This window comes from Pseudomonas arabinosi (assembly GCF_047758675.1).
Taxonomy (GTDB): domain Bacteria; phylum Pseudomonadota; class Gammaproteobacteria; order Pseudomonadales; family Pseudomonadaceae; genus Aquipseudomonas; species Aquipseudomonas arabinosi.
In genome coordinates, this window is sequence record NZ_CP180480.1 from 2,715,165 (window position 1) to 2,738,319 (window position 23,155).

Sequence of the window (23,155 nt, forward strand, 5' to 3'; positions counted from 1 at the left end):
ATTTTTGGCAGCAGGGCTCTGGCAGGCGAGTTAAACGTTGTTAATTCCGTTGGTGTGCGGTGGTAACCAACAGCGCTAACTCAGCACATTGCTGCAATTTCTGCGGGTGCGAGCCGTGCAAAATCGACGTCATCTGGCGGCGTTGTGCGTGGCCGCTCTTCTGACTCGACCAAGGTGGTGGCATGAAACATTCTCTGGTTTGCGCACTGGGGCTCGCCGTAGCGCTGGCGTCCGGCATTTCCTCGGCTCAGGCACCGGTGCAAGTTGGCACACAAGTGCCGGGTTACTACCGGTTGGCAGTGGGCGATTACGAGGTCACGGCGTTGTTCGACGGCTACAACGATCTGTCGCCCAAACTGCTCAAGGGCCTGACCCAAAGTCAGATCCGCGCGCTGCTGGCTCGCCGTTCGATTGAAACGCCGGGCGTCCAAACCGCGTTCAACGCCTTTCTGATCAACACTGGCAAGCAGTTGATCCTCGTCGATACCGGCGCCGGCCAGTGCATTGGTGCTACAGCCGGGATGCTGTCAGACAATATGAAAGCCGCCGGTTATGAGCCTGCGCAGGTCGATACGATTTTGTTGACCCACCTGCATCTGGACCATGTCTGCGGACTGGTCGACGGCCAACAGAAACCGATTTTCGCCAACGCCACGGTCTTTGCTGCGAAGGCAGAAGCCGACTACTGGCTTGATCCCCAAGCCCTCGCCAAGGCGCCCGAGGGTGCCAGGCCGTACTTCAAAATCGCCCAGGACTCGACCGCGGCGTATGTGGCCGAAGGGCGTTTCAAGACCTTCGCCGCCGGTCAGTCGCCAGTACCGGGCGTGGTCGACGCGGCGCTGGAACCCGGCCACACGCCGGGCAGCACCACATACCGCTTCACCTCGCAGGGGCAGAGCATTCTGTTCATGGGCGATCTGGTGCATAACCTCGCGGTGCAGTTTGAACATCCGCAGGTGTCGATCGGCTTCGACGTCAACAGCCAGCAGGCAATCAAGAGCCGCGCCAAAGTGTTCAGTGATGCGGCGGCAAGCAAAACCTGGGTAACGGCGGCGCATTTGCCATTCCCCGGCATCGGCCACATCGCGGCGCAGGGCAAGCATTTCCAGTGGGTGCCGGTGGAGTACGGGCCTTACAAACGTGCGGCCAACGTACCGCTGATCGAGTAAAGACCACCGCTTAGTGCCTGGCTGAACACACAAAGGAACCGTGCCTGTGAACCGTAACGATTTACGCCGCGTCGACATGAACCTGCTGGTGATTTTCGAAGCGTTGATGTTCGAAAAGAACCTCACCCGTGTTGCCGAAAAACTGTTCATGGGGCAGCCGGCGGTGAGTGCGGCGCTGGGGCGGTTACGGGATCTGTTCGACGATCCGCTGCTGTTGCGCAATGGCCGCGGGATGGAGCCTACAGCGCGTGCGCTGGCGATTCTCAAGGAACTGCAACCGGCGATGGATGTGATTTCCGGGGCGGTCAGTCGAGCCAAGGAATTCGATCCGACGACCAGTTGCGATGTGTTCCGCATTGGTTTGTCGGACGACGCGGAGTTCGGTTTGTTTCCGCCGTTGTTGCGGCAACTGCAGGAAGAGGCGCCGGGGATCGTCGTGGTGGTGCGTCGCGCCAACTATCTGCTGATGCCGGCATTGCTGGCCTCGGGAGAAATTTCCGTGGGGGTAAGCTACACCACGGATTTACCTGCGAATGCCAAGTGTAAGAAGTTGCGGGACATTCCCTGCAAAGTGCTGCGTGGGGACAAACGACCGGGGACGCTGACGCTGGACGAATACTGCGAACGACCGCATGCCATGGTGTCGTTCTCCGGCGACCTGAGCGGCAACATCGATCTGGATCTGGCCAAGGTCGGCCGCAGTCGTCGCGTGGTATTGGGCGTGCCGCAGTTCAGCGGGTTGCGCGCGTTGCTTGCCGGCACTGAAATGATCGCCACCGTGCCAGATTATGCGGCGTGCGCGCTGGTTGAAGGGTGTGCGTTGCGGGCTGAAGATCCACCGTTTCCCATCGATGCGGCGCAGCTTTCGATGGCCTGGAGCGGGGTGCATGACAACGATCCGGCAGAGCGGTGGTTGCGGTCGCGGATCAGTGAATTCATGTCAAAGCCTTTGCCTGTTTCTGCTTGAACATGGCGACCTGACAGCCAATTTGCAGTCCACTGTCGATCGGCGCACGGTCGCAAAAGAGCACGTACATCCAATTTTTCCACTCCCCACGCCGGCACTATCGAATGACGTTCCGGCGCATCGCTGCCGGTGGTTTTTCATTAGTGCAGGTAGCCCATGAACGCTTCGCGATGGGATGAACGAGCCCAGGATCTCGGACTGTTTTTTTTGCGGGTCAGCGGTGGATTGTTTCTGCTGTGGGTGCATGGTTTACCGAAACTGCTTAACTACAACGCTCAACTGCAAGTCATCGAAGACCCGTTTCACCTGGGCGCGAACGTCACGCTGATGCTGGCGATTTTTGCCGAGGTGCTGTGTCCGCTGCTGATCATCGCCGGGGTGCTGGTGCGTCTGGCGTGTCTGCCGATTTTGGCGGTGCTGCTGATCGCGCTGTTGATTGTGCATCCGCAATGGAGCCTCGATGAAGGGCAGTTCGGCTGGCTGCTGTTGATCCTGTTCACCAGCCTTCTTATCGCCGGGCCGGGCCGGCTGGCGCTCAATGTCCGTTTCTCTGGAGCTTTGCGTTATGCCTGAATCCAATCGTTTCGAGGAAGTCGTGACACTGGTCATCAAGCACAGGGTCAAGGCGGGGTTTGAAGTGCCCTACGAAGCCTGGTTGCGCAACATTGTCAGCATTGCCGGGCAGCAGGAAGGGCATTTGGGCGTCGATGTGATTCGCGGCAAGAGTGCCGGTCTTGACCTGTACACCTGCGTGCTGCGCTTCTGCTCGACCGAATCGATGCAGCGCTGGCTCGATTCGCCGCAACGGCTGGGACTGGTTAACGAAGCCACGCCGATGCTCGCTGACGGCGACCAGACCGAGGTCAATCCGGTCAACGAATTCTGGTTCGCGCCGCAAGCTGACGCCGCTTCGCCGCCACCGCCGCGCTGGAAGCAGGCCATGGTGACGTTGTTGGTGATTTTGCCGCACACCTTGCTGGTGCCGCTGATCTGGGGGCCGCTGCTGCAGCTCAACGCCTTGCTGTCCAATTACGTGGTCGCGACGTTCCTGATCACGCTAACCATCGTCGTGTCGGTGGTGTATCTGTTCATGCCGATGGCGACGCGCTTGTTCGCGCCCTGGCTGTCCTCTTCCACTCAGACCAAGGAAACGCGATGAACGCCGATCTGATTTTATTCAATGGTCAATTTCATACCGTTGACCGTGAAAACCCACGTGCCAGCGCTGTAGCGATCAGCGAGGGTCGCTTTGTCGCCGTCGGCACCGACGCCGACGCCATGGCCCTGCGCGGTTCAGGCACACAGGTCATCGATCTCAAGGGTCGCTGCGTCATTCCCGGTCTCAACGACTCGCACTTGCACCTGATCCGTGGTGGCCTCAACTACAACCTCGAATTGCGCTGGGAAGGCGTCCCTTCACTGGTCGACGCGCTGCGCATGCTCAAGGATCAGGCCGACCGTACGCCGACGCCGCAATGGGTGCGTGTGGTCGGTGGCTGGAACGAATTCCAGTTCGCTGAAAAGCGCATGCCGACCCTCGAAGAACTCAATCAGGCCGCGCCGGATACACCGGTATTTGTCCTGCATTTGTACGACCGCGCCTTGCTCAACCGTGCCGCGTTGCGCGTCGTCGGTTACACCCGCAACACGCCGAACCCGCCGGGTGGCGAGATTGTGCGTGATGCCAACGGTGAACCGACCGGCATGCTGGTCGCCCGGCCCAACGCGATGATTCTCTACTCGACCCTGGCGAAGGGGCCGAAGTTGCCGCTGGAGTATCAGGTCAACTCCACCCGCCAATTCATGCGCGAGCTCAACCGTCTCGGCCTGACCAGCGCCATCGACGCTGGCGGTGGTTTCCAGAATTATCCGGACGATTACCAGGTCATCGAGCAGTTGGCCAAGGACCAGCAACTGACCATTCGTATCGCCTACAACCTGTTCACCCAGAAGCCCAAGGAAGAGCTGACTGACTTCAAGAACTGGACCAGCAGCGTGACCTTGCATCAGGGCGACGACTATCTGCGTCACAACGGCGCCGGGGAAATGCTGGTGTTCTCGGCGGCGGATTTCGAGGACTTCCTCGAGCCGCGTCCGGACCTGCCGCAAACTATGGAAGACGAGCTGGAGCCGGTGGTGCGCCATTTGGTCGAGCAGCGCTGGCCGTTCCGTTTGCACGCCACATACAACGAATCCATCAGCCGCATGCTCGACGTGTTCGAGAAGGTCAATCGCGACATTCCGTTCAACGGTTTGCCGTGGTTTTTCGACCACGCCGAAACCATTACACCGCAGAACATTGAGCGGGTGAGGGTGCTGGGTGGCGGTATCGCGATTCAGGATCGCATGGCATTCCAGGGCGAATACTTCGTTGAGCGTTACGGCGCCAAAGCCGCCGAAGCGACCCCGCCGATCAAACGCATGCTGGCCGAAGGTGTACCGGTCGGCGCCGGCACCGATGCCACGCGCGTGTCCAGCTACAACCCCTGGACTTCGCTGTACTGGATGGTCAGCGGTCGCACGGTCGGTGGCCTCGAATTGCATGCCGAGGGCTTGTCTCGTCAAACCGCACTGGAACTGTTCACCCACGGTAGCGCCTGGTTCTCTTCCGAGCAGGGCAAGAAAGGCATGATCAAGGTCGGCCAATTGGCGGACGTCGCAGCCTTGAGCGCGGATTTTTTCAGCGTCGACGAAGAAGCGATCAAGTGGATCGAGTCGGTGTTGACCGTGGTCGGCGGCAAGGTGGTGTACGCCGCCGGTGACTTCGAAAAACTCGGGCCGGCCAGCGTACCGGTGCTGCCGGACTGGTCGCCGGTGGTGAAAGTGCCGGGGCACTGGCGTCCGACCTCACCGATGCAGGCGCAAGCGCAGGCTCACCATTGCAGCGGGCCGTGCGGCGTGCATTCCCATAGCCATGAAAAGGCGCGGTTGTCGAATGCGCCGGTCAGCGATTTCGCGGGTTTCTGGGGCGCGTTTGGCTGCTCGTGCTTCGCGTTCTGACGATCACAAAAAAAAGCGCCGACCCTGCGCGCCGGCGCCGTATGTAATACCCATCCACCGAGGAGTTTCACATGAGCAACGTTCCGTACAAACGCTTGAACAAAGATGACGCCGTTGTCCTGTTGGTCGACCACCAGACGGGCCTGATCTCGCTGGTTCAGGATTTCTCGCCGAACGAATTCAAGAACAACGTACTGGCCCTGGGCGATGTGGCCAAGTTCTTCAAGCTACCGACCATCCTGACCACCAGCTTCGAAAACGGCCCGAACGGCCCGATGGTTCCCGAGTTGAAAGAGCAATTCCCAGACGCGCCGTATATCCCGCGTCCTGGCCAGATCAACGCCTGGGATAACGAAGATTTCGTCAAAGCCGTTAAAGCCACTGGCCGTAAGCAACTGATCATCGCCGGTGTAGTCACCGACGTTTGCGTGACGTTCCCGACGCTGTCGGCGCTGGCTGAAGGGTTTGAAGTGTTCGTCGTGACCGACGCCTCGGGTACCTTCAACGAAACCGTGCAACAAGCGGCCTGGGCGCGCATGGCGGCGGCCGGTGCTCAACTGGTGAACTGGTTCTCGGTGGCCTGCGAGCTGCAGGGTGACTGGCGCAACGACATGGAAGGCCTGGCGAACCTGCTGTCGCCGCGCATTCCGAACTACCGCAACTTGATGAACAGCTACTCGGTGCTGACGTCGAAGTAAGTTTGCAATCACACAGAAAAATGCCCGCGAATGCGCGGGCATTTTTTTGTCTGGCGAATGAGCTTTTTTGTCGCCGCTGCCGAGCCCTAGCGAGGCTGCTGCTACAAGGGCAAGCCGCTTCGCCACACAACACGTCGAACTCGGCGGTTTGCGCCAGGGCCGCTGGCAAACCTTTGAGCTGTTCGGCGCTGGCTTGCAACGGAGACAGATCAATAAGGTATCTAAGAAGGAAAAAGCGGCTATAAAATGTTTGACTGTCAACCAAGGCGTGACAATGAACCCATTCGAAGATATGCGTATTTTTTGCCAGGTCATGGACTCCGGCAGCTTCACCGCGGCGGCCGATCAATTGGGCCTGTCCAAGCAGTTCGTCAGCCGGCGCTTGATGCAGCTCGAAGAACGTCTGGGTGTGCGTCTGCTCAATCGCTCCACGCGGCGACTGGACGTCACGCCACTGGGGCAGAGTTATTACGAGTCAGCCTTGCGCCTGCTGGGCGAAGTCGAGCAAGTGGAGCAGGGCATCGCCGGCCAGACCACCGAGCCCCGTGGCACTATTCGTATCAGCGCGCCATTGTCGTTTGCGGTGGCGCATTTGGGCTGTTTGCTGCCGGTGTTTTTGCAGCGTTATCGCGATGTCACGGTGGAGGTCGACCTCAGTGATCGGCCGGTGGATTTGCTCAGTGAGGGTTATGACCTGGCGCTGCGCATCGGCATTTTGGAGGACTCGACCCTGATCGCTCGACGCATCGCTTCCATCCAGCGGGTGTACTGTGCCAGCCCGGTTTACTTGGCCGAGCGCGGCACGCCGCTCAAACCCGAAGACTTGCACAGCCATGACTGCCTGCCTTACGGCCATTGGCGTCAAGTGCAATGGCGTTTCGAAGGGCAGGGCAAGCCGTTGATGGTCAATGTCACCGGGCGGATGCGGGTCAACAATGGTGAATTGCTCAGGGACGCGGCGATTGCCGGCATGGGGATTACTTACTTGCCGATCTTCATTGTCGGTTCGGCGTTGAAGGACGGCAGGCTGGTGCCGGTGCTGGATGAGTTTTGTCCGCGGCCGCTGACGTTATCGGCGGTGTATCCGCAACACCGCCAGAGTTCACGGCCGGTGCAGGCGCTGATCGAGTTTTTGCGGGAGCGGCTGCACCAGGCTGAGGGGGGGTTGTAAGGCTCACCACTTCCAATGTGGGAGCGAGCTTGCTCGCGATGGCGGAGTGTCAGACGACATCATGTTGAATGACAGATCGCTATCGCGAGCAGGCTCGCTCCCACAGGGGATTTGCGGAGTTTTGGGGGGTCAGTGGTTGTCAGGACTTTTTGTCATCGCCTGGCTCGCCGCCGACATGCACACCATGATCGTCACCTGGTTGACCGCCGACATGCACGCCGTGGTCATCGCCGATTTCACCGGCCTGATGAACCCCTCGATTGTGGCCGACTTCGCCCGCGTTATGAACGCCGTGATCATCCCCCGGTTCGGCATGAGTGCCGCTACGCCCGGAAGAGGATGAGGCTGAGTTGCCGGAATGGCCAGAGCCATGGTCGCTGCCACTGTGACCGCTGCCGCTATTGCCGCCACTGCCACTGTTGCCGCCACTGCCGCTGCCACCGTGACCGCCGCTACTGCCGCCGTGACCGCCGCCATTGCCGCCGCTACTGCCGCCATTGCCGCCGCTACTGCCGCCACTGCCGCCGTGACCGCCGCCATTGCCGCCGCCACCACTTCCACCACCGCCGCCGCTGCCGCCACCGTGACCACCGCCATTGCCGCCGCCACCACTTCCACCACCACCGCCGCCAGAGCCTCCACCGCCCCCGCCACCAGAACCGCCGCCACCTCCGCCACTCCCGCCATCCTTGGCCTGTGCGCTCGATACACCGGACAGGCTGTCCGGAATCAATACGGTAGACGCCGACAGAACTGCGCCAATCGCTACTGCCAGTAAAAGCTTGTTGATGTGCATGTCGTTCTCCGTCTTGTAATTCGGGTTGGAACGTTGATGAACAATGCAACGTGCTGCTCGATTCAATGGGTGAACACCGCAGCGAGCTGATTAATTCAGTTGCAACGTGGGTGAACGATGAACGGTACAACTCGACCCTGTTCCTGAGGGTCAGTGAATACTCGAGGCCAGCTCGAAAATCGGGATGTACATCAGGATCACGATCACCCCGATCAGCAGGCCGATGAAGGTCATGAGCAGGGGTTCGAACAGCCTCACGAACCATTCGATCCAGCGGCTGATTTCTTCGTCGTAGAAGTCGGCGCTGCGTTCCATCATTTGCCCGAGGTTGCCGGACTGCTCACCGGCACGTAGCAAGCGCAGCGACACGGGTGTCACCAGATGATTGAGTTCCAGGGCGGTCGACAGCGACTGACCCTCGCGCACCCGTTCGCAGGCCTGGTCCAGGCGCGCGCGGGAGGCGACGGTGAGCAGGCCGCGAACCATGCCCATGGCGGTGACGAGGGGAATGCCGCCTTGCAGCAGAATCCCCAGCGAGCGGTAGAAGCGCGCCAGTTCGTACATGAAGATGCGTTGATGGACCGCCGGGAGTTTTTCGATCACGCGGTCCAGGCCCCGACGAAAGGCCGGTTGGCGCTGGAGGAAGGTGAGGGCGACGATGATCGCCAGCAATGTGCCGAAGAATTCGCCCTGATGGGCGTGGAGGAACATCCCGCTGCTCATCAGGATCTGCGACAGCCACGGCAGGTTCGAGCCCAGCCCTTCGAACACCAGGCTGAAGCGCGGGACCACGTAGCCCATCAGAAACAACACCACGCCACCGCCCACCACCAGCAACAGCAGGGGGTAGATCGACGCGCTGACGATTTTTTGCCGGACCTCGTCCATGCGCTGGCGATAGCTGACATAGCGGCCCAGGGCATCGCCCACGGCGCCGGTCTTCTCGCTGGACTGAACCAGCGCAACGTAGAGCGGAGGGAAAACCGCTGACAACTGGGCCAGTGCCTGGGAGAACGATTTGCCTTCATAAAGCAGGCGCACCAGTTCGCTCAAGGTCTTGCGGGCCTGGGGCGCGTTCTCTTTTTCCGCCAGGCTTTCCAGCGCATCGATCAGCGGCAGGCCCGCATTGAGCAACGTGGTCAGTTCCTGGCTGAACAGCACCAGGTTGAAGGTCTCGCGCTGCCTGACGCGCAGCGCACGCCAGTGACGCTCGGCGTACAGGCTGACGACCCGATAGCCCTGGTCTTCGACGATGCGCCGGGCTTCGCTGTGGCCGAGCGCCTCGACGGTCATCGAGACGACGCCGGCCTTGCCAACGGCTTTGAGATGAAAACGCATGGTTGCTACTCCCGTCACTGCCAGCTGGTGACTTCGGCGTTTTCGCCTTCGCCGCCGGGTTGGCCGTCCTTGCCCATGGACAGCAAGTCGTATTCGCCGTTTTCGCCGGGGTAGCGATAGGTGTAGTTACGGCCCCACGGATCCTGCGGCAATTTTTTCTGCAAGTAAGGGCCGGTCCATTTGGTTTCATCGCTGGGTGCGGTGACCAGCGCCTGCAAACCCTGTTCGGTCGACGGGTAATGACCGACCTCCAGACGGTACAGGTCCAGTGCTTTGCCCAAACCTTCTATTTGCGCCTTGGCCACCTTCACTTCGGAGCGGCCCAGTTGGGCGAAATACTTCGGCGCGACGATGCCAGCCAACAGCCCCAGCACCACCAACACCACCAACAGTTCGAGCAGGGTGAACCCGCGTTGAGCACGCGGGGCGGAACGCAAACGCTGATTCATGATGACCTCACACAGTCGGCAGAAGGGTCGCCGTGAAGGCTTATGCAATTGCCATGCACATGCCCGGGCATTCTTCTGCAGCCCCTGAATTACGGGCCTTTGCGCATTCGGCACAGTGCTTGCGTATGACTGGATTACTACCGGCCATTGGGGCATTAGCCCCATTTTTAGGGGCTGGGCAGGAGAGGCATAAAAATGAAAACACTCACCACAGGACTGCTCGGCCTGCTCGTGCTGACCGGCGTCGTACAGGCCGATGTGTTCGTCTCCGTGGACGCCAAGGGCAGCTACGTTCTGTCCAATGTCCACCGTCCCGGTCGCACCTATGAACGGGTGATTCACGAGACTGAAGCCGCCCGGGTCAGCATGGATCAGCAACCGCAGATGATTGCCCGGCAGCCCTATGCCGAGCTGGTGTCGGCAGCGGCCACGGCCAATGAATTACCGGCAGCGCTGTTGCATGCGGTGATCCAGGCCGAGTCCGCGTATGACTCCCGTGCGCGGTCACCCAAGGGCGCGGGCGGGTTGATGCAATTGATGCCTGACACCGCCCGGGAGTTGGGGGTGAAGAATGTCTACGACCCGAAAGCCAACATTCAGGGTGGCGCCAAGTACCTGAAGCACCTGATGACCCTGTTCGATAACGACATCAGCCTCGCCGTGGCGGCCTACAACGCCGGGCCGCAAGCGGTGCTCAGCCGTGGCGGGGTGATCCCGCCGTTCGCCGAAACCCAGCGTTACGTGCCCAGTGTCTTGCGCCAATACCGACGCTTGCAGGGCCTGGCCGTGGATGCGCCGCTGTGATCGGCGACGGTGGGGCATGTTCCCCCAAAAGTGGGGAATGGTGGCCCCGGCCGAAAAGTGGGGAATGGGTGGGGAATATCCCCCGAGTTGTTAAGTCGTTTATCTAACCGATTGAAAAATAACTAAATTATTTATGGCATGCGGATTGCTCAAGGGGATTTGTCGAGACTTATTCCTAATGAGTACCACAGCGAGGCCCGTGATCATGACCGGCATACCCTACGCTCCGTCCCTGTTCAAATTGCTGCTGTTGGTGGCGTCGATGCTGGGCATCGAGCTGGCCGAAGCGGCCGTGCGCTGCGAGCGTAATCTGGTGGCCAACGTCGTCGCGCTGGATCAGCCGCTGATGTTCAACCGCCTCGGTGCGCAGAACGTCAACGGCATGATGTTCGCCCTGCGCCGCGATGTGGTCGATGACCACGAGATGTCCCTGGCCCGGGGCGGGGCGGCGGTGCCGGGCAAGGTTTCGCTGCGGCCCGACAAGCGCCCGCGCCCACTGGTCCTGCGCGTCGCTGCCGGTGACTGCCTGACCATCAACCTGCAGAACCTGCTCGCTTACCAGGCCAACCCCGGCAGCCACGAAGACGGGGAGGAAGGTGAGATTGAGGGCGAAGTCGCCATCGGCAACGTCGACCCATTCAAGGTTGATGAACAGGTCACTGACCGCCACGTCGGCTTCCAGGTCAATGGCATGCAAGCGGTCAACAGCATCGACGACATTGCGTCCTATACCGGGCGCAACGCCAACACCTTGATTGCCCCCGGTGCCACCCGCTCCTATACCTTGTACGCCGAGCGCGAAGGGGCGTTTGCCGCCAGCAGCCGCGGCGCGACCTTCGGCGGTGAAGGGGATGCGGGCAACGTGGCCAACGGACTGTTCGGCCAAGTGGTCGTGGTGCCCAAGGGCGGCCGCACCTATCGCAACACCGTGACCGAAGAAGAGATGCGCCTGGCCAGCGTCGGCCGCACCCCGGCCGGCCAACCGATTGTCGATTACCAGGCGCGCTATCCGCAGCGTGAGCCGTGGATCCGTGAAGGCAAGGCCGGCACGCCGATCATCAACATGGTCGACGGCAATGAAATCATTTCCAGCGAGAGCGACGCGATCGTGATGGGCAGCAACGCCGACGGCAGCTTTCCACCGTCGACTTATCCGCTGGAAGCCATCGGCAAACGCAACCCGGCGATCCCTAATCGTCTGGAACCGTTCCGCGATTTCGCCTCGCAATTCCAGGATGAAACCGCCGCGACCCAGGCGTTCCCCGCTTACTTCTCCGACCCGGTGATGGCCCATGTGCTGGAGCCGACCCGCGACTCGTTCATGATCAACTATGGCTCCGGTGGCATGGGCGCCGAAGTGGTCGCCAACCGTTTGGGCGTCGGGCCGATGCACGATTGCCTGTCCTGCGCCTATGAAGAATTCTTCCTCAGCTCGCACACCGTCGGCGACGTGGCGATGCTGGTGGACGTGCCGGCCAACGCCGGCCTGGAAAACATTCTTCCCGGTGAAACGCCGCGCGCCGATCAGGTCGGGGTCAAGGCGACCATGGCGCTGTACCCGTCCGAGCCGTCCAACGTCAACCACAGCTACATCGGTGACTTCATCAAATTCCGCAACACCCACAACGGCCACGAGCAGCACATTTTCCACCTGCACGGGCACCAGTGGTTGTTCAACCCCAATGACGACAACTCCGACTATGTAGACGCCCAAGGCATTGGTCCGGGCGCCGGTTACACCTACGAAATCGCCAACGGGGGTTCGGGCAACCGCAACCGGGTCGCGGGCGATGCGATCTATCACTGCCACTTCTATCCGCACTTTGCCCAAGGCATGTGGAGCATGTGGCGGGTGCATGACGTATTCGAAGAGGGCACCAAACTCGAGGTGTCCCAGCAGGGCGTCGACGGTTATCACAGCGAACCTTATGCACTGCGCAGCGGTAAACCGGCGGCAGGCGCCCGGGCCTTGCCCGATGGCGAGATCGTCGCCGGTACGCCGATTCCAGCCGTTGTGCCGCTGCCAGGCAAAGCCATGGCACCGATGCCGGGCAAAGTCGCGGTCGTGCCGAAAATCGGCGAAACCCTGGTGGCCGGTGATGATGACGACGATGACGAGGAGGATGACGACGACGAACAACTCAGCGGTAACGGCGGCGGTCAGGCCATCGGTTCCCTGGCCCTGGTGGATCGCAGTGAAGCCAACCGCAATGCCGACGGCAGCCTGAAAAACCCTGGCTATCCATTCTGGATCGGCGGCATGGAAAGTTCGGTCGGCCAACGCCCACCGACCCCACCGCTGGACATGCTCGACGCTGCCAAGGCGCAGGCCTTGAAAACCAGCGGCAAGGCCTTGTGGGCCAACCTTGACCCGGCTCAGTCCGGTGGCTGGGACGGCGGCCTGGGGCGCCATTCTCTGGACGGCTTCTCCGCCGGTGGCCAGGCGAACACCATTACCACGTCTCTGGATTTCTCCAAGGAAGTGACGCGCGCCAAGCCGATTTACATGCCAGAAGAGGGCACTGAAGTCGAACAGGCGGCCATGGCGTTCCACGCCAAAAAAGACCACCCAAGCTTCGCCGTGCTGCCCGGTAATCAAATCGTGGCGCGCAACTTCCGCACCAACGGTGCCTTGCCGATCGCGGGCGCACCGTATTACGAACCGTGCATGGATGATCGGCAAAAACGCCTGACCAGCAGTGCCGGCACTGGCGAGTTCAACAGCGGTGAACGGATTGACGGCATGTCCTTCAGCGGTTCCTCGACGTTCACCGCCGACCGTCCACGGGTTTATAAAGCCGCGAACATCCAGTTCGACGCGGTCTACAACAAGGTCGGTTACCACTTCCCGCAAGCGCGCATTCTCGCGCTGTGGGAAGACGCCTGGCCGGTGATCAACAAGCAGCGTCCGCCAGAGCCTTTGGTGATGCGCATGAACACCTTCGACTGCGTGCAGTACCAGCAAACCAACCTGGTGCCGGCCACCTATGAAATGGACGACTATCAGGTGCGCACGCCGACCGACGTGATCGGCCAGCACATTCACCTGCCCAAATGGGACCTGACGGCCGCCGACGGTTCGGCCAATGGCTGGAACTACGAAGACGGCGTCCTTTCCCCCGGTGCAGTGCAAGAGCGCATCCACGCCATTCGCGAGTTCAATCAGTGCGAAGGCACCGATCCTCGTGACGGCACGCCGGCTTGCCCGAAAGCCAAGGCTCACCCGTTCTTCGGCCAATACGGCCGAGCCGACTGGGTCGGGGCGCGGACGGCGATGCAGCGCTGGTTTGTCGATCCGGTGGTGAACGCCAAAGGCATCGACCGTGGCCTGGGGACCATTTTCACCCACGACCACCTCGGCCCATCGACTCACCAACAGATCGGTCTGTACGCCACCGTATTGGCAGAACCGGCCGGTTCGACCTGGTTCCACGCTGAAACCGGCGAGCCGTTGTACAGCGGCGCGCGGCAGGACGGCGGGCCAACTTCGTGGCAAGCGGTGGTGTCCACCGGTGACCTGGACGGTGACGGCAAGAACGACAGTTTCCGTGAGTTCTTCCTCGAATACAGCGACTTCCAGCACGCCTATGAAGCCGGTGTGTACGTTGGCGCTGGCCCCAATGGTGTGCCCAATCCGCAAGCCTTCCCGGCCACCGCTGACAGCTTCCGCTACGCGATCAACCCGCCGGTGCGCAAAGAAGCCGCGACCCTGCTTGAACAGGTGGTCGAAGCCCGCGGCGGCCTGATGCCCGGTTGTCCAAGCCGGCCATGCCCGCAAGCCATCTCTGTCGATGACCCTGGCATGTTCGTGGTCAATTACCGTAACGAACCGCTGGCCCTGCGGGTGTACGACCCGAACAAGGTCGGACCGGACGGCAAGCGTGGCATGCAGGCCGACGGCCTCGGCGGCGACCTGGCGTACGCCATGCAAAGCCGTACCGACCGCGCCATTCCGGCGATGAACCTGGCGCCTAACCTCGTCACGGCGGCCACCGGTCCAACCGGCGGCACCACGCTGTTCCCGCCACACATCAACCGTGGCGGCGCAGAGCCGGGTGACCCGTTCACCCCGATGCTGCGCACCTACACCGGGGACAACGTGCGGTTGCGGGTGCATGCCGGTGGTCACGAAGAAGAGCACAACGTGACTCTGCATGGCGTGAAGTGGCTGCAAAGCGGTTCCGGTTACGGCAACAGCTCCAACTCCGGCTGGCGCTCGTCGCAAATGATCGGGATCTCCGAGCAGATGGGCTTCAATGCACCGGTATCGATGATCTCCAGCGCGGCGGCAACCACCGGGGATTACCTGTACTCGATGGACGCGTCGATTGAAGGTTACTGGAGCGGGATCTGGGGCGTGATGCGTAACTACACGGCCCAACGCAGCGACCTGTTCGCGCTGCCGAACAACGCGAAACCGGCCGGTATGCGCAACACCGTGGCGTTCGATGGCATCTGCCCACGGATCGGCGCCAACCCCAATGGCATCGGCACCCGGCCGACACCACAACGCAACTATGAAGTGGTCGCGGCGCTGGCCAACGACATCCTGGGTAATCCGCTGAACCTGTCGATGGCCGATCCGGCCGGTATCGGGCAACACGTCGGCGGGGCGTTGAAGCCGTCGGGCGGTACCCTGGTGTACAACTCGCGGGCAGTGAGCATTCCTCAGGTCACGGTGACCGACCCTGTGGAGGGGACCTTCACCATCGGCGGGCAAAGTGGCCCGTTGCATGACCCGACGGCGATCCTTTATGTACGCAAGGGCGACCTCGATCCGATCACCGGCAAGCTCAAACCCGGTGTGCCAGTCGAACCGCTGGTGCTGCGTGCGGCGGCCGGTGATTGCATCAACATCACCCTGGAAAACCGTCTGCCCAGCGTGATGCCGGACCTGACCCAGACAGCCTCGGTAATGGGCATGGTCAAGCGTGACCGCAACCATGGCGAGGGCTCGACCACCTTCAGCAATAACCTGATGCGGCCATCCAGCACGGTGGGCTTGCACGCACAACTGCTGGCGTACGACATCACCAAATCCGACGGGACCAACGTCGGCAACAACCCGATCCAGACCGTGCCGCCGCGTGTCGGCAATGTCGGCGCGTACCCGACGCGGACCTATCAGTACTACGCCGGGCACCTGGAGCGTGAAGGCAAGCCGATCACGCAACTGGGCCGCAGTGTCGACAACATCAACGCCACGGCGGTGGAGTTCGGCGGGTTGAATTTCACCCCGGCGGACGTCATCAAACAGGGACAAAAAGGCCTTGGCGGTGCGATGAGCATCCTGCCGATTGGCGCCACCTGGGTTGACGATGCACGCAAAGTCTCGGCGACGGTCACCGCACCGGGGCAAACCACCTACCGTGATTTTGCGATGGTCTGGCAGAAGGCGTTGAACATGCGCTGGGCCAATGGTCGTCCGGTGGAAGGTATTGCCTCGGAGGCCGGTGTACCGACTGATCCGCAGGACAACTCGAGCATGGCCATCAACTACAAGACCGAGCCGATGTGGTTCCGCTTCGGTCTGCCACCGGATGCGCCGTTCGGCCACGCCGACGGTCATGGTTACGGCGACGTGCCTAATGCGCACATGGCCTTCAGCAATGCGCTGGTGGGGGGCGATCCGCAAACGCCGGTGCTGTATGTGAAACCGGGGCAACCGTTTCGCACACACATCCTGATGCCGACCGGTGGCAGCCGCGGCTCGACCTTCCAGTTGGACGGCCACGTCTGGTCGGTCAACCCGTTCCAGTCGGAGAAGAGCGATACCGGTGGTTATCCGATGAGTACGCCAGGGGTGGGCTCGGTGCGGTTCGGCTACAACCCGATGTCGATGTACATCGGCGCCCACGAAAGCATCTTGCCGGCGGCGCACTTCAGCTTCATGCACCCGAGCGCCGGGGGCAGTAATGCAATACCGGGCGACTACCTGTTCCGTGACTACGGCGCTTACGGCAACACCGCCGGGCTTTGGGGATTACTGCGGGTGACCAACGAACCAGAACCGGCTCCGGCACCGTAGGAACCGGGATGGGGTGGTGGATAGCACCACCCCTGTGGGAGCGAGCCTGCTCGCGATCAAGTCACCTCGGTTTTACGTGGTGAGGCGAATGACGCTATCGCGAGCAGGCTCGCTCCCACAGGGGCAACCTTGCTCCTGCAAGAGATTGGCAGACACAGATCTGAAGGGGAGAAACATTATGAACAGGACCATCAAAATCGTCGGGTGTGCACTGGTTGTGGGGTTGGCGCTGATCTGGCTGGAAGTGTGGCGCACAACGCCCCCGGCCACGCTGAGCGAGGTCGCGCTGCCGGACACCTGGAGCGGCCAGACGCTTGAGCGTGACGGGGTGTCGGTGGCGCTCGAGGTGCGGCCGCTGGCGCAGGACGGCGTGCTGCGCGAGGGCGAGTTCGCCGACGTGCGCTTTCGGGTCACTGACAGCGCGTCGGGCCAGCCACTGTCGGGTGTCGCACCCGGTGCCTGGCTCGATCCGGAAGCCGTCGCCGCCGACCAGGCCCAGGGTCGCGAACACAGCTGCAAATCCCGGGTCGGGGTGTTTCTGAAATCGAGCATCGGCGCGCGGCCGTTGCTCGATCTGAACAGCTACTTCCTGCTGGTGATGAACCGCGATGCCAGCGTCTCGGTGGTCGACCCGTCGGTGTCGGTGGGCGGGATCACCAGCACCATGGCGCGGATCGACATCAAGCAGCCGCCGATGGATTGGGTCACACCCCGTGACAACAAGCGGGTGTTCGTCTCGATGCCAACCGCCGATGAAATTGCGGTGATCGACAGCGAGCAATTCAAGTTGATCGACTCGGTCGCCGCCGGCAGCAATCCGGTTCGGCTGGCCTTGCAACCGGATGAGCGTCTGCTGTGGGTCGGCAACAACGCGAAGTCGGCCGAGGCGTCCGGGGTGACGGTGATCGACACGCACAGCCTCAAGCCCCTCAAGCACCTGGCCACCGGTGCCGGGCATCACGAAATCGCCTTCAGCAAGGACAGTCGTTTTGCCTTCGTCACCAACCGCGATGACGGGACGGTGAGCCTCATCGACATCGCCAGCCTGACCATCAGCAAGCAACTCAAGACCGGCTCGCACCCGTTGTCCGTGGCGTACTCGCCGTTGTCCCAGGCGGTGTATGTCGCCGATGGCAAGGACGGCACGGTGACCGTGGTCGACACCGCCAGCCTCGCGGTACGGCGGGTGATCAAAATGAAACAGGGCCTGGGCCCGATGGGTTTCAGCGCTGACGGTCGTTTCGGCATCGTGCTCAACACCCTGGAGAACCAGGCCTCGGTAATCGACGCGGCCACCGACTCGTTGATCCATGAGCTGGACGTGTCCGCCGAACCTTATCAAGTGGTGTTCACGAAGGCCTACGCCTACATTCGCGGGCTGGCGTCGGCCAAGGTCACGATGATCAATCTGTCGTCCTTGGGTGAAGGTCGCACGCCGATCAGCCAGGGCTTCGAAGCCGGGCCTCAGGCGCCACGGTTGGCCGGTGACCTGCCGCTGGCGTCGAGCCTGGCGGTGTCGCGGGATGACAATGCGGTGTTCGTGGTCAACCCGGTGGACAACACCACCTACTTCTACGCCGAAGGCATGAACGCGCCGATGTCCGGCTACCCCAATCGCGGGCAAGTGGCGCGGGCGGCGATGGTCATCGACCGCAGCCTGCGCGAAGTCGAGCCGGGGTTGTACAGCGCCCGGATCAAGCTGCCCGCCGCCGGACGTTTCGACGTGGCCTTCCTGTTGAACCAGCCGAACATCATCCATTGCTTCACGGCCTTGGTTGAGCCGGATAAAAACCTCGCCCGGCGGCCGGGTGTGCCGAAGGTTGAATTCATGCTCGACACGTCCACGGTCGCCCTCGGCAATCCGTACGTGGTGCGTTTTCGCATCGTTCAGGGCAAGCAGAAAGCGCAGCGCAGCGGGGTCGAGGACGTTCAGGTGCGCTACTTCCGGGCCCCGACGTCCCGGGCCCGGCAAGTCGCCGCGTTGGAAGTGGGCGATGGCGTTTATGAAGCCCCGGTGACCCTCGACCAGAACGGTGCCTGGTACCTGCACGTGCGCGCGGCGTCGCTGGGCGCGAATTTCGACGACAAGACTTTTGCCAGCGTTCGGGTCCTGCCCGGCGATGCCCACTAAAAAGGAGTTTCGACATGAACCGATTCGCTCACCGTGGACTGCTGACGTTCTGCCTGCTGGCCGCCGGTATCGGCCAGGCCCTGGCCCACTCGGCGGATGAACACGCCGGTCACGACATGCCGGCCCAAAGCGCCCGTTCGGAAAGCGCCCAGGTCAAGTTCGCCGACGTGGCGCTGGTGGACCAGAACGGCAAAGCGGTGCGCCTGGAAAAAGACCTGGTGACCGACAAGATTGTGGTCATGAGCTTCATCTATACCAGCTGCACCACGGTGTGCCCGGTGGTGTCGTCGATCATGGGCAAGGTGCAAAAACAGCTGGGTGCCCGGGTCGGCGGCGAAGTGCAGCTGGTGTCGATCAGCATCGACCCGCAGCGCGATGACGCCAAACGCCTGAACGACTACGCCCGCAACTTCCAGAAAGGCCCGGGCTGGAGCTGGCTGACCGGCAGCTCGCAGTCGATCAACGAAACCCTCAAGGGGCTGGGCACCTTCAGCGGGGACTTCAAAAGCCATCAGCCATTGATTCTGGTGGGGGATGGCAACAGCCGCCACTGGACCCGCTATTACGGCTTCACCGACCCGAAGGTGCTGGCCCGTGAAGTGGAGAAACTCAGCGGTCAGCGCAACGCCCACGCCAAGCACACGGCCATCGCGATGGAGCAGCAGCCATGAGAGCCCTCAACTGGATCTCCCTGACGGTTTGCTTTTGCCTGTTCAGTTCGCTGGTGTCCGCCCACGAAGGGCACGAAGAGCCGGCACCCGCGACACCCGCGGCAACGGCGGTTGCCGCCGTTGCCGCACCGCCAGCCAGCGGCACCCGCGATGCGAAAACCTGGTTCACCGACACCCCGTTGCAAGACCAGAACGGCGAGACCCTGCGGTTCTACAGCGACGCGCTGCAGAACCGCGTGGTGCTGCTCAATGTGATTTTCACCAGTTGCAACGATGCCTGCCCGCTGATCACCCGCAAGCTCAAGGAAGTGCGTGAGTTGCTGGGTGACAAGGCGGACGGCATCACGTTTATCTCCCTTACCAGTGATCCGCTGCGGGACACTCCGGCGGTACTCAAGGCTTACACCTTGAAGCAGGGCGTCGATGGCCCCCACTGGCTTTTTCTTACCGGCGACAAGGCACAGATGGACCTTGTATTGGGGCGCATCGGCCAGATCGTGCCGACCCCCGAACAGCATTCAACACAACTGATCGTGGGTGACGTGGCCAACAAACGCTGGAGCAAAATCCGTCCCGATGCCCCGGCCGCCGCCATTGCCCAGCGCTTGCAGTTGCTGACAATGCCCGTGGCCGATCGTTGAGCCCGCACCATGAGAACTTCACTCGCTCTCGGCCTGCTACTGCTCGGCGGCCTGCATTTCGCCGCTGATGCGTTGCCGCTGAGCCCCGGCGAAAGCGCCGGCAAACGGCTGTATCGCGAGGGTGTGTCCGCGAGTGGCGAGCCGATCATGGCGCGGGTCGGGGCGGCGGACATATTGTTGCCCGCCACCAGCCTGCCGTGCGCCAACTGCCATGGCGCCGATGGCCTCGGGCGGCCCGAAGGCGGGGTACGACCGCCGGATCTCAACTGGTCGCGACTGACCAGCACCTACGGCCAGCAGCACATCAATGGTCGTAATTACCCGGCGTATACCGAAGGCACGTTGGCGCGTGTCATTCAGGAAGGACGTGATCCGGGCAACAATCGGCTCGACCCGGCGATGCCGCGCTTCGTCCTGTCGATGAATGATCAGCGCAACCTCACGGCCTACCTCAAACGCGTGGCCGAGGACCGCGACCCCGGCCTGACTCCCGACAGTCTGCACCTGGGCACCTTGTTGCCAAGCCAGGGACCGTTGAGCGAGGAGAGCGCCACGGTGGCGGCGGTGCTCCAGGGCAGCGTGGCGCGAATCAACGAAGCGGGCGGGATTCATGGCCGGCAGTTGCGCCTGACCATCGTCGATCCGGGCCCGGACCGCGCCAGTGCCGAGCAGGCGCTGGACCAATTGATTGAGCAGGAACAGGTGTTCGCCCTGATCGCGCCGCTGGCGCCGGCACTGGACTCGGACCTGGCCGCGCGCCTGGAACGGGCCGACATTCCGCTGATCGGACCGCTGTCATTGCTGGGCACGGCGCAGGCCAGTCGGCAGATTTTCGAACCGCTGCCGGGATTGCGCGAGCAACTGATCGCCCTGGCCGATTACGCCACCGTTAATTTACGGGTGCTCCAGGGGCCGACGCTGATCACTTACCCGGACGAACCCAGTCAACGGTTGGCGGCGCAGAGCCTCGGCCAATACTTGCAGGATCACGCCTGGCAAAAGGTCAGTCTGAAAGCTTACGACTCGGCGCAGGACGAACTGCCACTGGGCTCGCGGTCGGTGTTTTACCTGGGCAGCGGCGGCGGTTTCAGTCGCCTCGCCGAGCGCTTGCAGGCGGCGGGGCAGGTGCCTTATCTGTTCGCTGCGTCGAACCAGGTGGCGGGTGACCTGTTGCAGGTGCCCAGTGATTTTTCCCGGCGGGTGTTTCTGGCTTATCCGTTCGTGCCCAGTGACTGGACGCTGGCCGGACGCCTGGCCCTGACCCAACTGCGCGAACGCCAGGGGCTCGGCGGTCAGCATGCGATGCTGCAAGTCGGCGCGTTCAGTTCGATGTTGCTGCTCAGCGAAGGCATGAAGCAGGCCGGGCGCGACGCCAGCCGCGAGAAACTCATCAGTGCGCTGGAAGGCCTGCATGACTTCGATACCGGGCTGACCCCGCTGATCAGCTTTGGTCCTGGCCGCCGCCTCGGCTTGCGTGGCGCGCATATCGTCACCGTGGACTTGCCCGACCAGCGCTTTTATCTGGTCGCACCCTATAAACCCATTGCCGCTACACCCTGACTGGAGGTCTCGATCATGGCGCTCAAGACTCTGTTGCTCCTGCTCACGCTGTGGGTTCCCGTGGCGTTCTGCAGCAATGGCCCGGCCGCCGCGCGGGTCAATGGCGAGGAGATTTCCGAATTTCGCCTGGAGCGCTATTTCGCCGAATACCTGGAGGATCAGGGGCGGGCGGTGGGCAGCATCCGCAACCCCAAGGCCTACAAACAATTGCGTCAGGCCGCACTGACAGCCTTGATTGACAAAGAATTGCTGTGGCAAGAAGCCGTCAAGCGCGGGGTGGTGGTCAGTGACGCGGTGGTGCAAAGCCAGGTCGATCAGACCCGGCAGGCCATGGGCGGTGCCGACGTGTTCGCCCGGCGCCTGGAAGACGCCGGTTTCGACGAGGCCGCGTATACCGAGTACACCCGCCGTGAGCTCGCGGCCCAGCAAGTGTTTGCCGACCTCACCCAGGTCGCCGGGCCTGACGAAAAACAGGTCCGTGCGTTCTATGAAGAGCATCGCGCCGAGATGAGCCGGCCGGAACACATCCAGGCACGGCACATCTTGATCAAAGTGCCTCAAGGCGCGGAAGCCGCCGCAGTTGAAGCTGCCCGGCTACGCTTAGAGGAGATGCGTGTGAAAATCAGTGCGGGTGAGGATTTTGCCAGCGCGGCCCGGGCCGGTTCCGAAGACGATTCCGCCAGCGAGGGCGGTGATCTGGGCTATTTTCCTCGTGGACGGATGATGCCTGAATTCGAAGCGGCGGCTTTTGCCCTGGCACCGGGGGCTGTCAGTACACCGGTGCGTACACCGCTGGGCTGGCATTTGATCTACCTGCAGAACCACTTGGAGGCGACCGATGTCTCAGAAGTGCAAGGGCTTGAAATGGTCAGGGCTTACCTTGCCCGACAGCAACAGGCTCAGGCTCGTCTACAGGTTCTCGCGCAACTGCGATCAAGCAATCGAATCGAACGGATTGACGATGATTGAGGTTCCCCCCAACAGTGGGGAAAAGCTTCAAGGTACATCCGGGCGCTTCCCCGTTTTTGGGGCATGGAGTTTCTGGACGATATGGTTTTTTCATGAAAATCAAAGACGTGCAACGGTAAAAAAACCGGCGCTCAGCCTGGCATGAAGTGTGCGTTAGCCTCAGTGAAGGCGCGCACTCCCAGGGCTGGAACATCGGACCTGCGGTTTCAAGGAGTCGACCTTGTTAAACAAAGTACTGGTTGTCGAAGACGAACAGCTGCTTGCCGAAAACCTCAAGGATTACCTTCAGGCGCAAGAGCTCGACGTCCGGATTGCACGTGACGGTGTGACGGGTATCGGTGAAGCCGAACAGTTTGCACCCGATGTGATGGTGTTCGATTACCGCTTGCCCGACATGGAAGGCTTTGAGGTGCTCGATGCTGTCCGCCAGAACAGGAAGTGTCATTTTGTGCTGATTACCGGGCACCCAACCGCTGAAGTCTGTGAGCGGGCCCGGCAACTGGGAGTCAGCCATATCCTGTTCAAACCGTTTCCATTGGCGGAATTGGCTCGAGCAGTCTGCGACCTTCTGGGGATGGAGCGCGAACCCAAAGCAGGCATGAGCCATTCGCAAGGTTTTGTCGAACGACGCCAGAGCAGGACCCAGAGTTTCCCGCTGCAGTTGTACGACGGCAGTTGGGTGCTGGCAGAACGTCGACAAAGTCTATCGACCTCCAAGGCACCAGACGACGAACAATTGCTCACCGGGGAGTAGTGGCGCGAC

The 23,155-nt window shown here is 61.7% G+C and carries 18 protein-coding genes and 1 pseudogene; 15 read left to right on the top strand and 4 right to left on the bottom strand.

Features of this window, described 5'->3' with window-relative positions; genetic code table 11:
- The first annotated feature begins 182 nt into the window (after nt 1-182).
- The 6 genes from ACMXYJ_RS12670 to ycaC all read left to right on the top strand — a co-directional run bounded on the left by ACMXYJ_RS12670 (nt 183) and on the right by ycaC (nt 5,834).
- A complete protein-coding gene (locus ACMXYJ_RS12670) occupies nt 183-1,169 on the top strand; it encodes an MBL fold metallo-hydrolase (protein ID WP_415760073.1) in 987 nt (328 codons plus the stop codon).
- Between the two features lie 46 nt (nt 1,170-1,215).
- Nucleotides 1,216-2,136, top strand: coding sequence for a LysR family transcriptional regulator (locus ACMXYJ_RS12675; protein WP_415760074.1), 921 nt, complete (start codon nt 1,216-1,218; stop codon nt 2,134-2,136).
- A gap of 156 nt (nt 2,137-2,292) precedes the next feature.
- On the top strand, nt 2,293-2,709 hold the full coding sequence (locus ACMXYJ_RS12680; RefSeq protein WP_415760075.1) for a DoxX family protein: 417 nt from the start codon (nt 2,293-2,295) through the stop codon (nt 2,707-2,709).
- On the top strand, nt 2,702-3,295 hold the full coding sequence (locus ACMXYJ_RS12685) for an antibiotic biosynthesis monooxygenase (protein ID WP_415760076.1): 594 nt from the start codon (nt 2,702-2,704) through the stop codon (nt 3,293-3,295). The genes ACMXYJ_RS12680 and ACMXYJ_RS12685 overlap by 8 nt, the downstream gene beginning before the upstream one ends.
- On the top strand, nt 3,292-5,136 hold the full coding sequence (locus ACMXYJ_RS12690) for an amidohydrolase (protein ID WP_415760077.1): 1,845 nt from the start codon (nt 3,292-3,294) through the stop codon (nt 5,134-5,136). The genes ACMXYJ_RS12685 and ACMXYJ_RS12690 overlap by 4 nt, the downstream gene beginning before the upstream one ends.
- A gap of 71 nt (nt 5,137-5,207) precedes the next feature.
- Entirely contained in the window at nt 5,208-5,834 is a 627-nt protein-coding gene (gene ycaC / locus ACMXYJ_RS12695; protein ID WP_008032694.1) for an isochorismate family cysteine hydrolase YcaC, read from the top strand.
- Nucleotides 5,835-5,952: 118 nt separating this feature from the next.
- Here the strand turns inward: ycaC and ACMXYJ_RS12700 are convergent.
- A pseudogene (locus tag ACMXYJ_RS12700) lies at nt 5,953-6,057 on the bottom strand (alpha/beta hydrolase); the annotation flags it as partial.
- 51 nt (nt 6,058-6,108) lie between these two features.
- Between ACMXYJ_RS12700 and ACMXYJ_RS12705 the strand changes: the two are divergent.
- Nucleotides 6,109-7,005, top strand: a complete 897-nt coding sequence (locus ACMXYJ_RS12705; protein ID WP_415760078.1) for a LysR family transcriptional regulator — start codon at nt 6,109-6,111, stop codon at nt 7,003-7,005.
- 139 nt (nt 7,006-7,144) lie between these two features.
- Here ACMXYJ_RS12705 and ACMXYJ_RS12710 read toward each other — a convergent pair whose 3' ends face one another.
- From ACMXYJ_RS12710 to gspG, 3 genes are all read right to left on the bottom strand, one after another.
- On the bottom strand, nt 7,145-7,801 hold the full coding sequence (locus ACMXYJ_RS12710; RefSeq protein WP_415760079.1) for a hypothetical protein: 657 nt from the start codon (nt 7,799-7,801) through the stop codon (nt 7,145-7,147).
- A 150-nt stretch (nt 7,802-7,951) separates the two neighbouring features.
- Nucleotides 7,952-9,139, bottom strand: a complete 1,188-nt coding sequence (locus ACMXYJ_RS12715; protein WP_415760080.1) for a type II secretion system F family protein — start codon at nt 9,137-9,139, stop codon at nt 7,952-7,954.
- Nucleotides 9,140-9,153: 14 nt separating this feature from the next.
- Entirely contained in the window at nt 9,154-9,588 is a 435-nt protein-coding gene (gspG, locus tag ACMXYJ_RS12720) for a type II secretion system major pseudopilin GspG (protein WP_415760081.1), read from the bottom strand.
- A gap of 195 nt (nt 9,589-9,783) precedes the next feature.
- Here gspG and ACMXYJ_RS12725 point away from each other — a divergent pair, with 195 nt between their 5' ends.
- The 8 genes from ACMXYJ_RS12725 (at nt 9,784) to ACMXYJ_RS12760 (ending at nt 23,146) form a co-directional block, all read left to right on the top strand.
- Nucleotides 9,784-10,392, top strand: coding sequence for a lytic transglycosylase domain-containing protein (locus tag ACMXYJ_RS12725; RefSeq protein ID WP_415760082.1), 609 nt, complete (start codon nt 9,784-9,786; stop codon nt 10,390-10,392).
- 205 nt (nt 10,393-10,597) lie between these two features.
- Nucleotides 10,598-16,420 (top strand): manganese-oxidizing multicopper oxidase MnxG, encoded by a 5,823-nt coding sequence (mnxG, locus tag ACMXYJ_RS12730; protein WP_415760083.1) that lies wholly within the window; start codon nt 10,598-10,600, stop codon nt 16,418-16,420.
- A 178-nt stretch (nt 16,421-16,598) separates the two neighbouring features.
- Entirely contained in the window at nt 16,599-18,551 is a 1,953-nt protein-coding gene (locus ACMXYJ_RS12735) for a YncE family protein (RefSeq protein WP_415760084.1), read from the top strand.
- 14 nt (nt 18,552-18,565) lie between these two features.
- Entirely contained in the window at nt 18,566-19,222 is a 657-nt protein-coding gene (locus ACMXYJ_RS12740) for an SCO family protein (RefSeq protein ID WP_415760085.1), read from the top strand.
- Nucleotides 19,219-19,863 carry an SCO family protein gene (locus ACMXYJ_RS12745; RefSeq protein ID WP_415760086.1) on the top strand — a complete coding sequence of 215 codons (645 nt, stop codon included), beginning with the start codon at nt 19,219-19,221 and terminating at the stop codon, nt 19,861-19,863. The genes ACMXYJ_RS12740 and ACMXYJ_RS12745 overlap by 4 nt, the downstream gene beginning before the upstream one ends.
- A 9-nt stretch (nt 19,864-19,872) precedes the next feature.
- A complete protein-coding gene (locus ACMXYJ_RS12750; protein WP_415760087.1) occupies nt 19,873-21,423 on the top strand; it encodes a cytochrome c/ABC transporter substrate-binding protein in 1,551 nt (516 codons plus the stop codon).
- 15 nt (nt 21,424-21,438) lie between these two features.
- Nucleotides 21,439-22,392, top strand: coding sequence for a peptidylprolyl isomerase (locus tag ACMXYJ_RS12755; protein WP_415760088.1), 954 nt, complete (start codon nt 21,439-21,441; stop codon nt 22,390-22,392).
- A gap of 220 nt (nt 22,393-22,612) precedes the next feature.
- Nucleotides 22,613-23,146 carry a response regulator gene (locus ACMXYJ_RS12760; protein WP_415760089.1) on the top strand — a complete coding sequence of 178 codons (534 nt, stop codon included), beginning with the start codon at nt 22,613-22,615 and terminating at the stop codon, nt 23,144-23,146.
- Nucleotides 23,147-23,155 lie beyond the last annotated feature (9 nt).

Coding starts and splice junctions, on each gene's coding strand:
- gspG (WP_415760081.1), bottom strand. CDS start 9,588: ATGAATCAGCGTTTGCGTTCCGCCCCGCGTGCTCAACGCGGGTTCACC.
- ACMXYJ_RS12740 (WP_415760085.1), top strand. CDS start 18,566: ATGAACCGATTCGCTCACCGTGGACTGCTGACGTTCTGCCTGCTGGCC.
- ACMXYJ_RS12745 (WP_415760086.1), top strand. CDS start 19,219: ATGAGAGCCCTCAACTGGATCTCCCTGACGGTTTGCTTTTGCCTGTTC.
- mnxG (WP_415760083.1), top strand. CDS start 10,598: ATGACCGGCATACCCTACGCTCCGTCCCTGTTCAAATTGCTGCTGTTG.
- ACMXYJ_RS12755 (WP_415760088.1), top strand. CDS start 21,439: ATGGCGCTCAAGACTCTGTTGCTCCTGCTCACGCTGTGGGTTCCCGTG.
- ACMXYJ_RS12710 (WP_415760079.1), bottom strand. CDS start 7,801: ATGCACATCAACAAGCTTTTACTGGCAGTAGCGATTGGCGCAGTTCTG.
- ycaC (WP_008032694.1), top strand. CDS start 5,208: ATGAGCAACGTTCCGTACAAACGCTTGAACAAAGATGACGCCGTTGTC.
- ACMXYJ_RS12680 (WP_415760075.1), top strand. CDS start 2,293: ATGAACGCTTCGCGATGGGATGAACGAGCCCAGGATCTCGGACTGTTT.
- ACMXYJ_RS12750 (WP_415760087.1), top strand. CDS start 19,873: ATGAGAACTTCACTCGCTCTCGGCCTGCTACTGCTCGGCGGCCTGCAT.
- ACMXYJ_RS12705 (WP_415760078.1), top strand. CDS start 6,109: ATGAACCCATTCGAAGATATGCGTATTTTTTGCCAGGTCATGGACTCC.
- ACMXYJ_RS12685 (WP_415760076.1), top strand. CDS start 2,702: ATGCCTGAATCCAATCGTTTCGAGGAAGTCGTGACACTGGTCATCAAG.
- ACMXYJ_RS12725 (WP_415760082.1), top strand. CDS start 9,784: ATGAAAACACTCACCACAGGACTGCTCGGCCTGCTCGTGCTGACCGGC.
- ACMXYJ_RS12735 (WP_415760084.1), top strand. CDS start 16,599: ATGAACAGGACCATCAAAATCGTCGGGTGTGCACTGGTTGTGGGGTTG.
- ACMXYJ_RS12715 (WP_415760080.1), bottom strand. CDS start 9,139: ATGCGTTTTCATCTCAAAGCCGTTGGCAAGGCCGGCGTCGTCTCGATG.
- ACMXYJ_RS12690 (WP_415760077.1), top strand. CDS start 3,292: ATGAACGCCGATCTGATTTTATTCAATGGTCAATTTCATACCGTTGAC.
- ACMXYJ_RS12670 (WP_415760073.1), top strand. CDS start 183: ATGAAACATTCTCTGGTTTGCGCACTGGGGCTCGCCGTAGCGCTGGCG.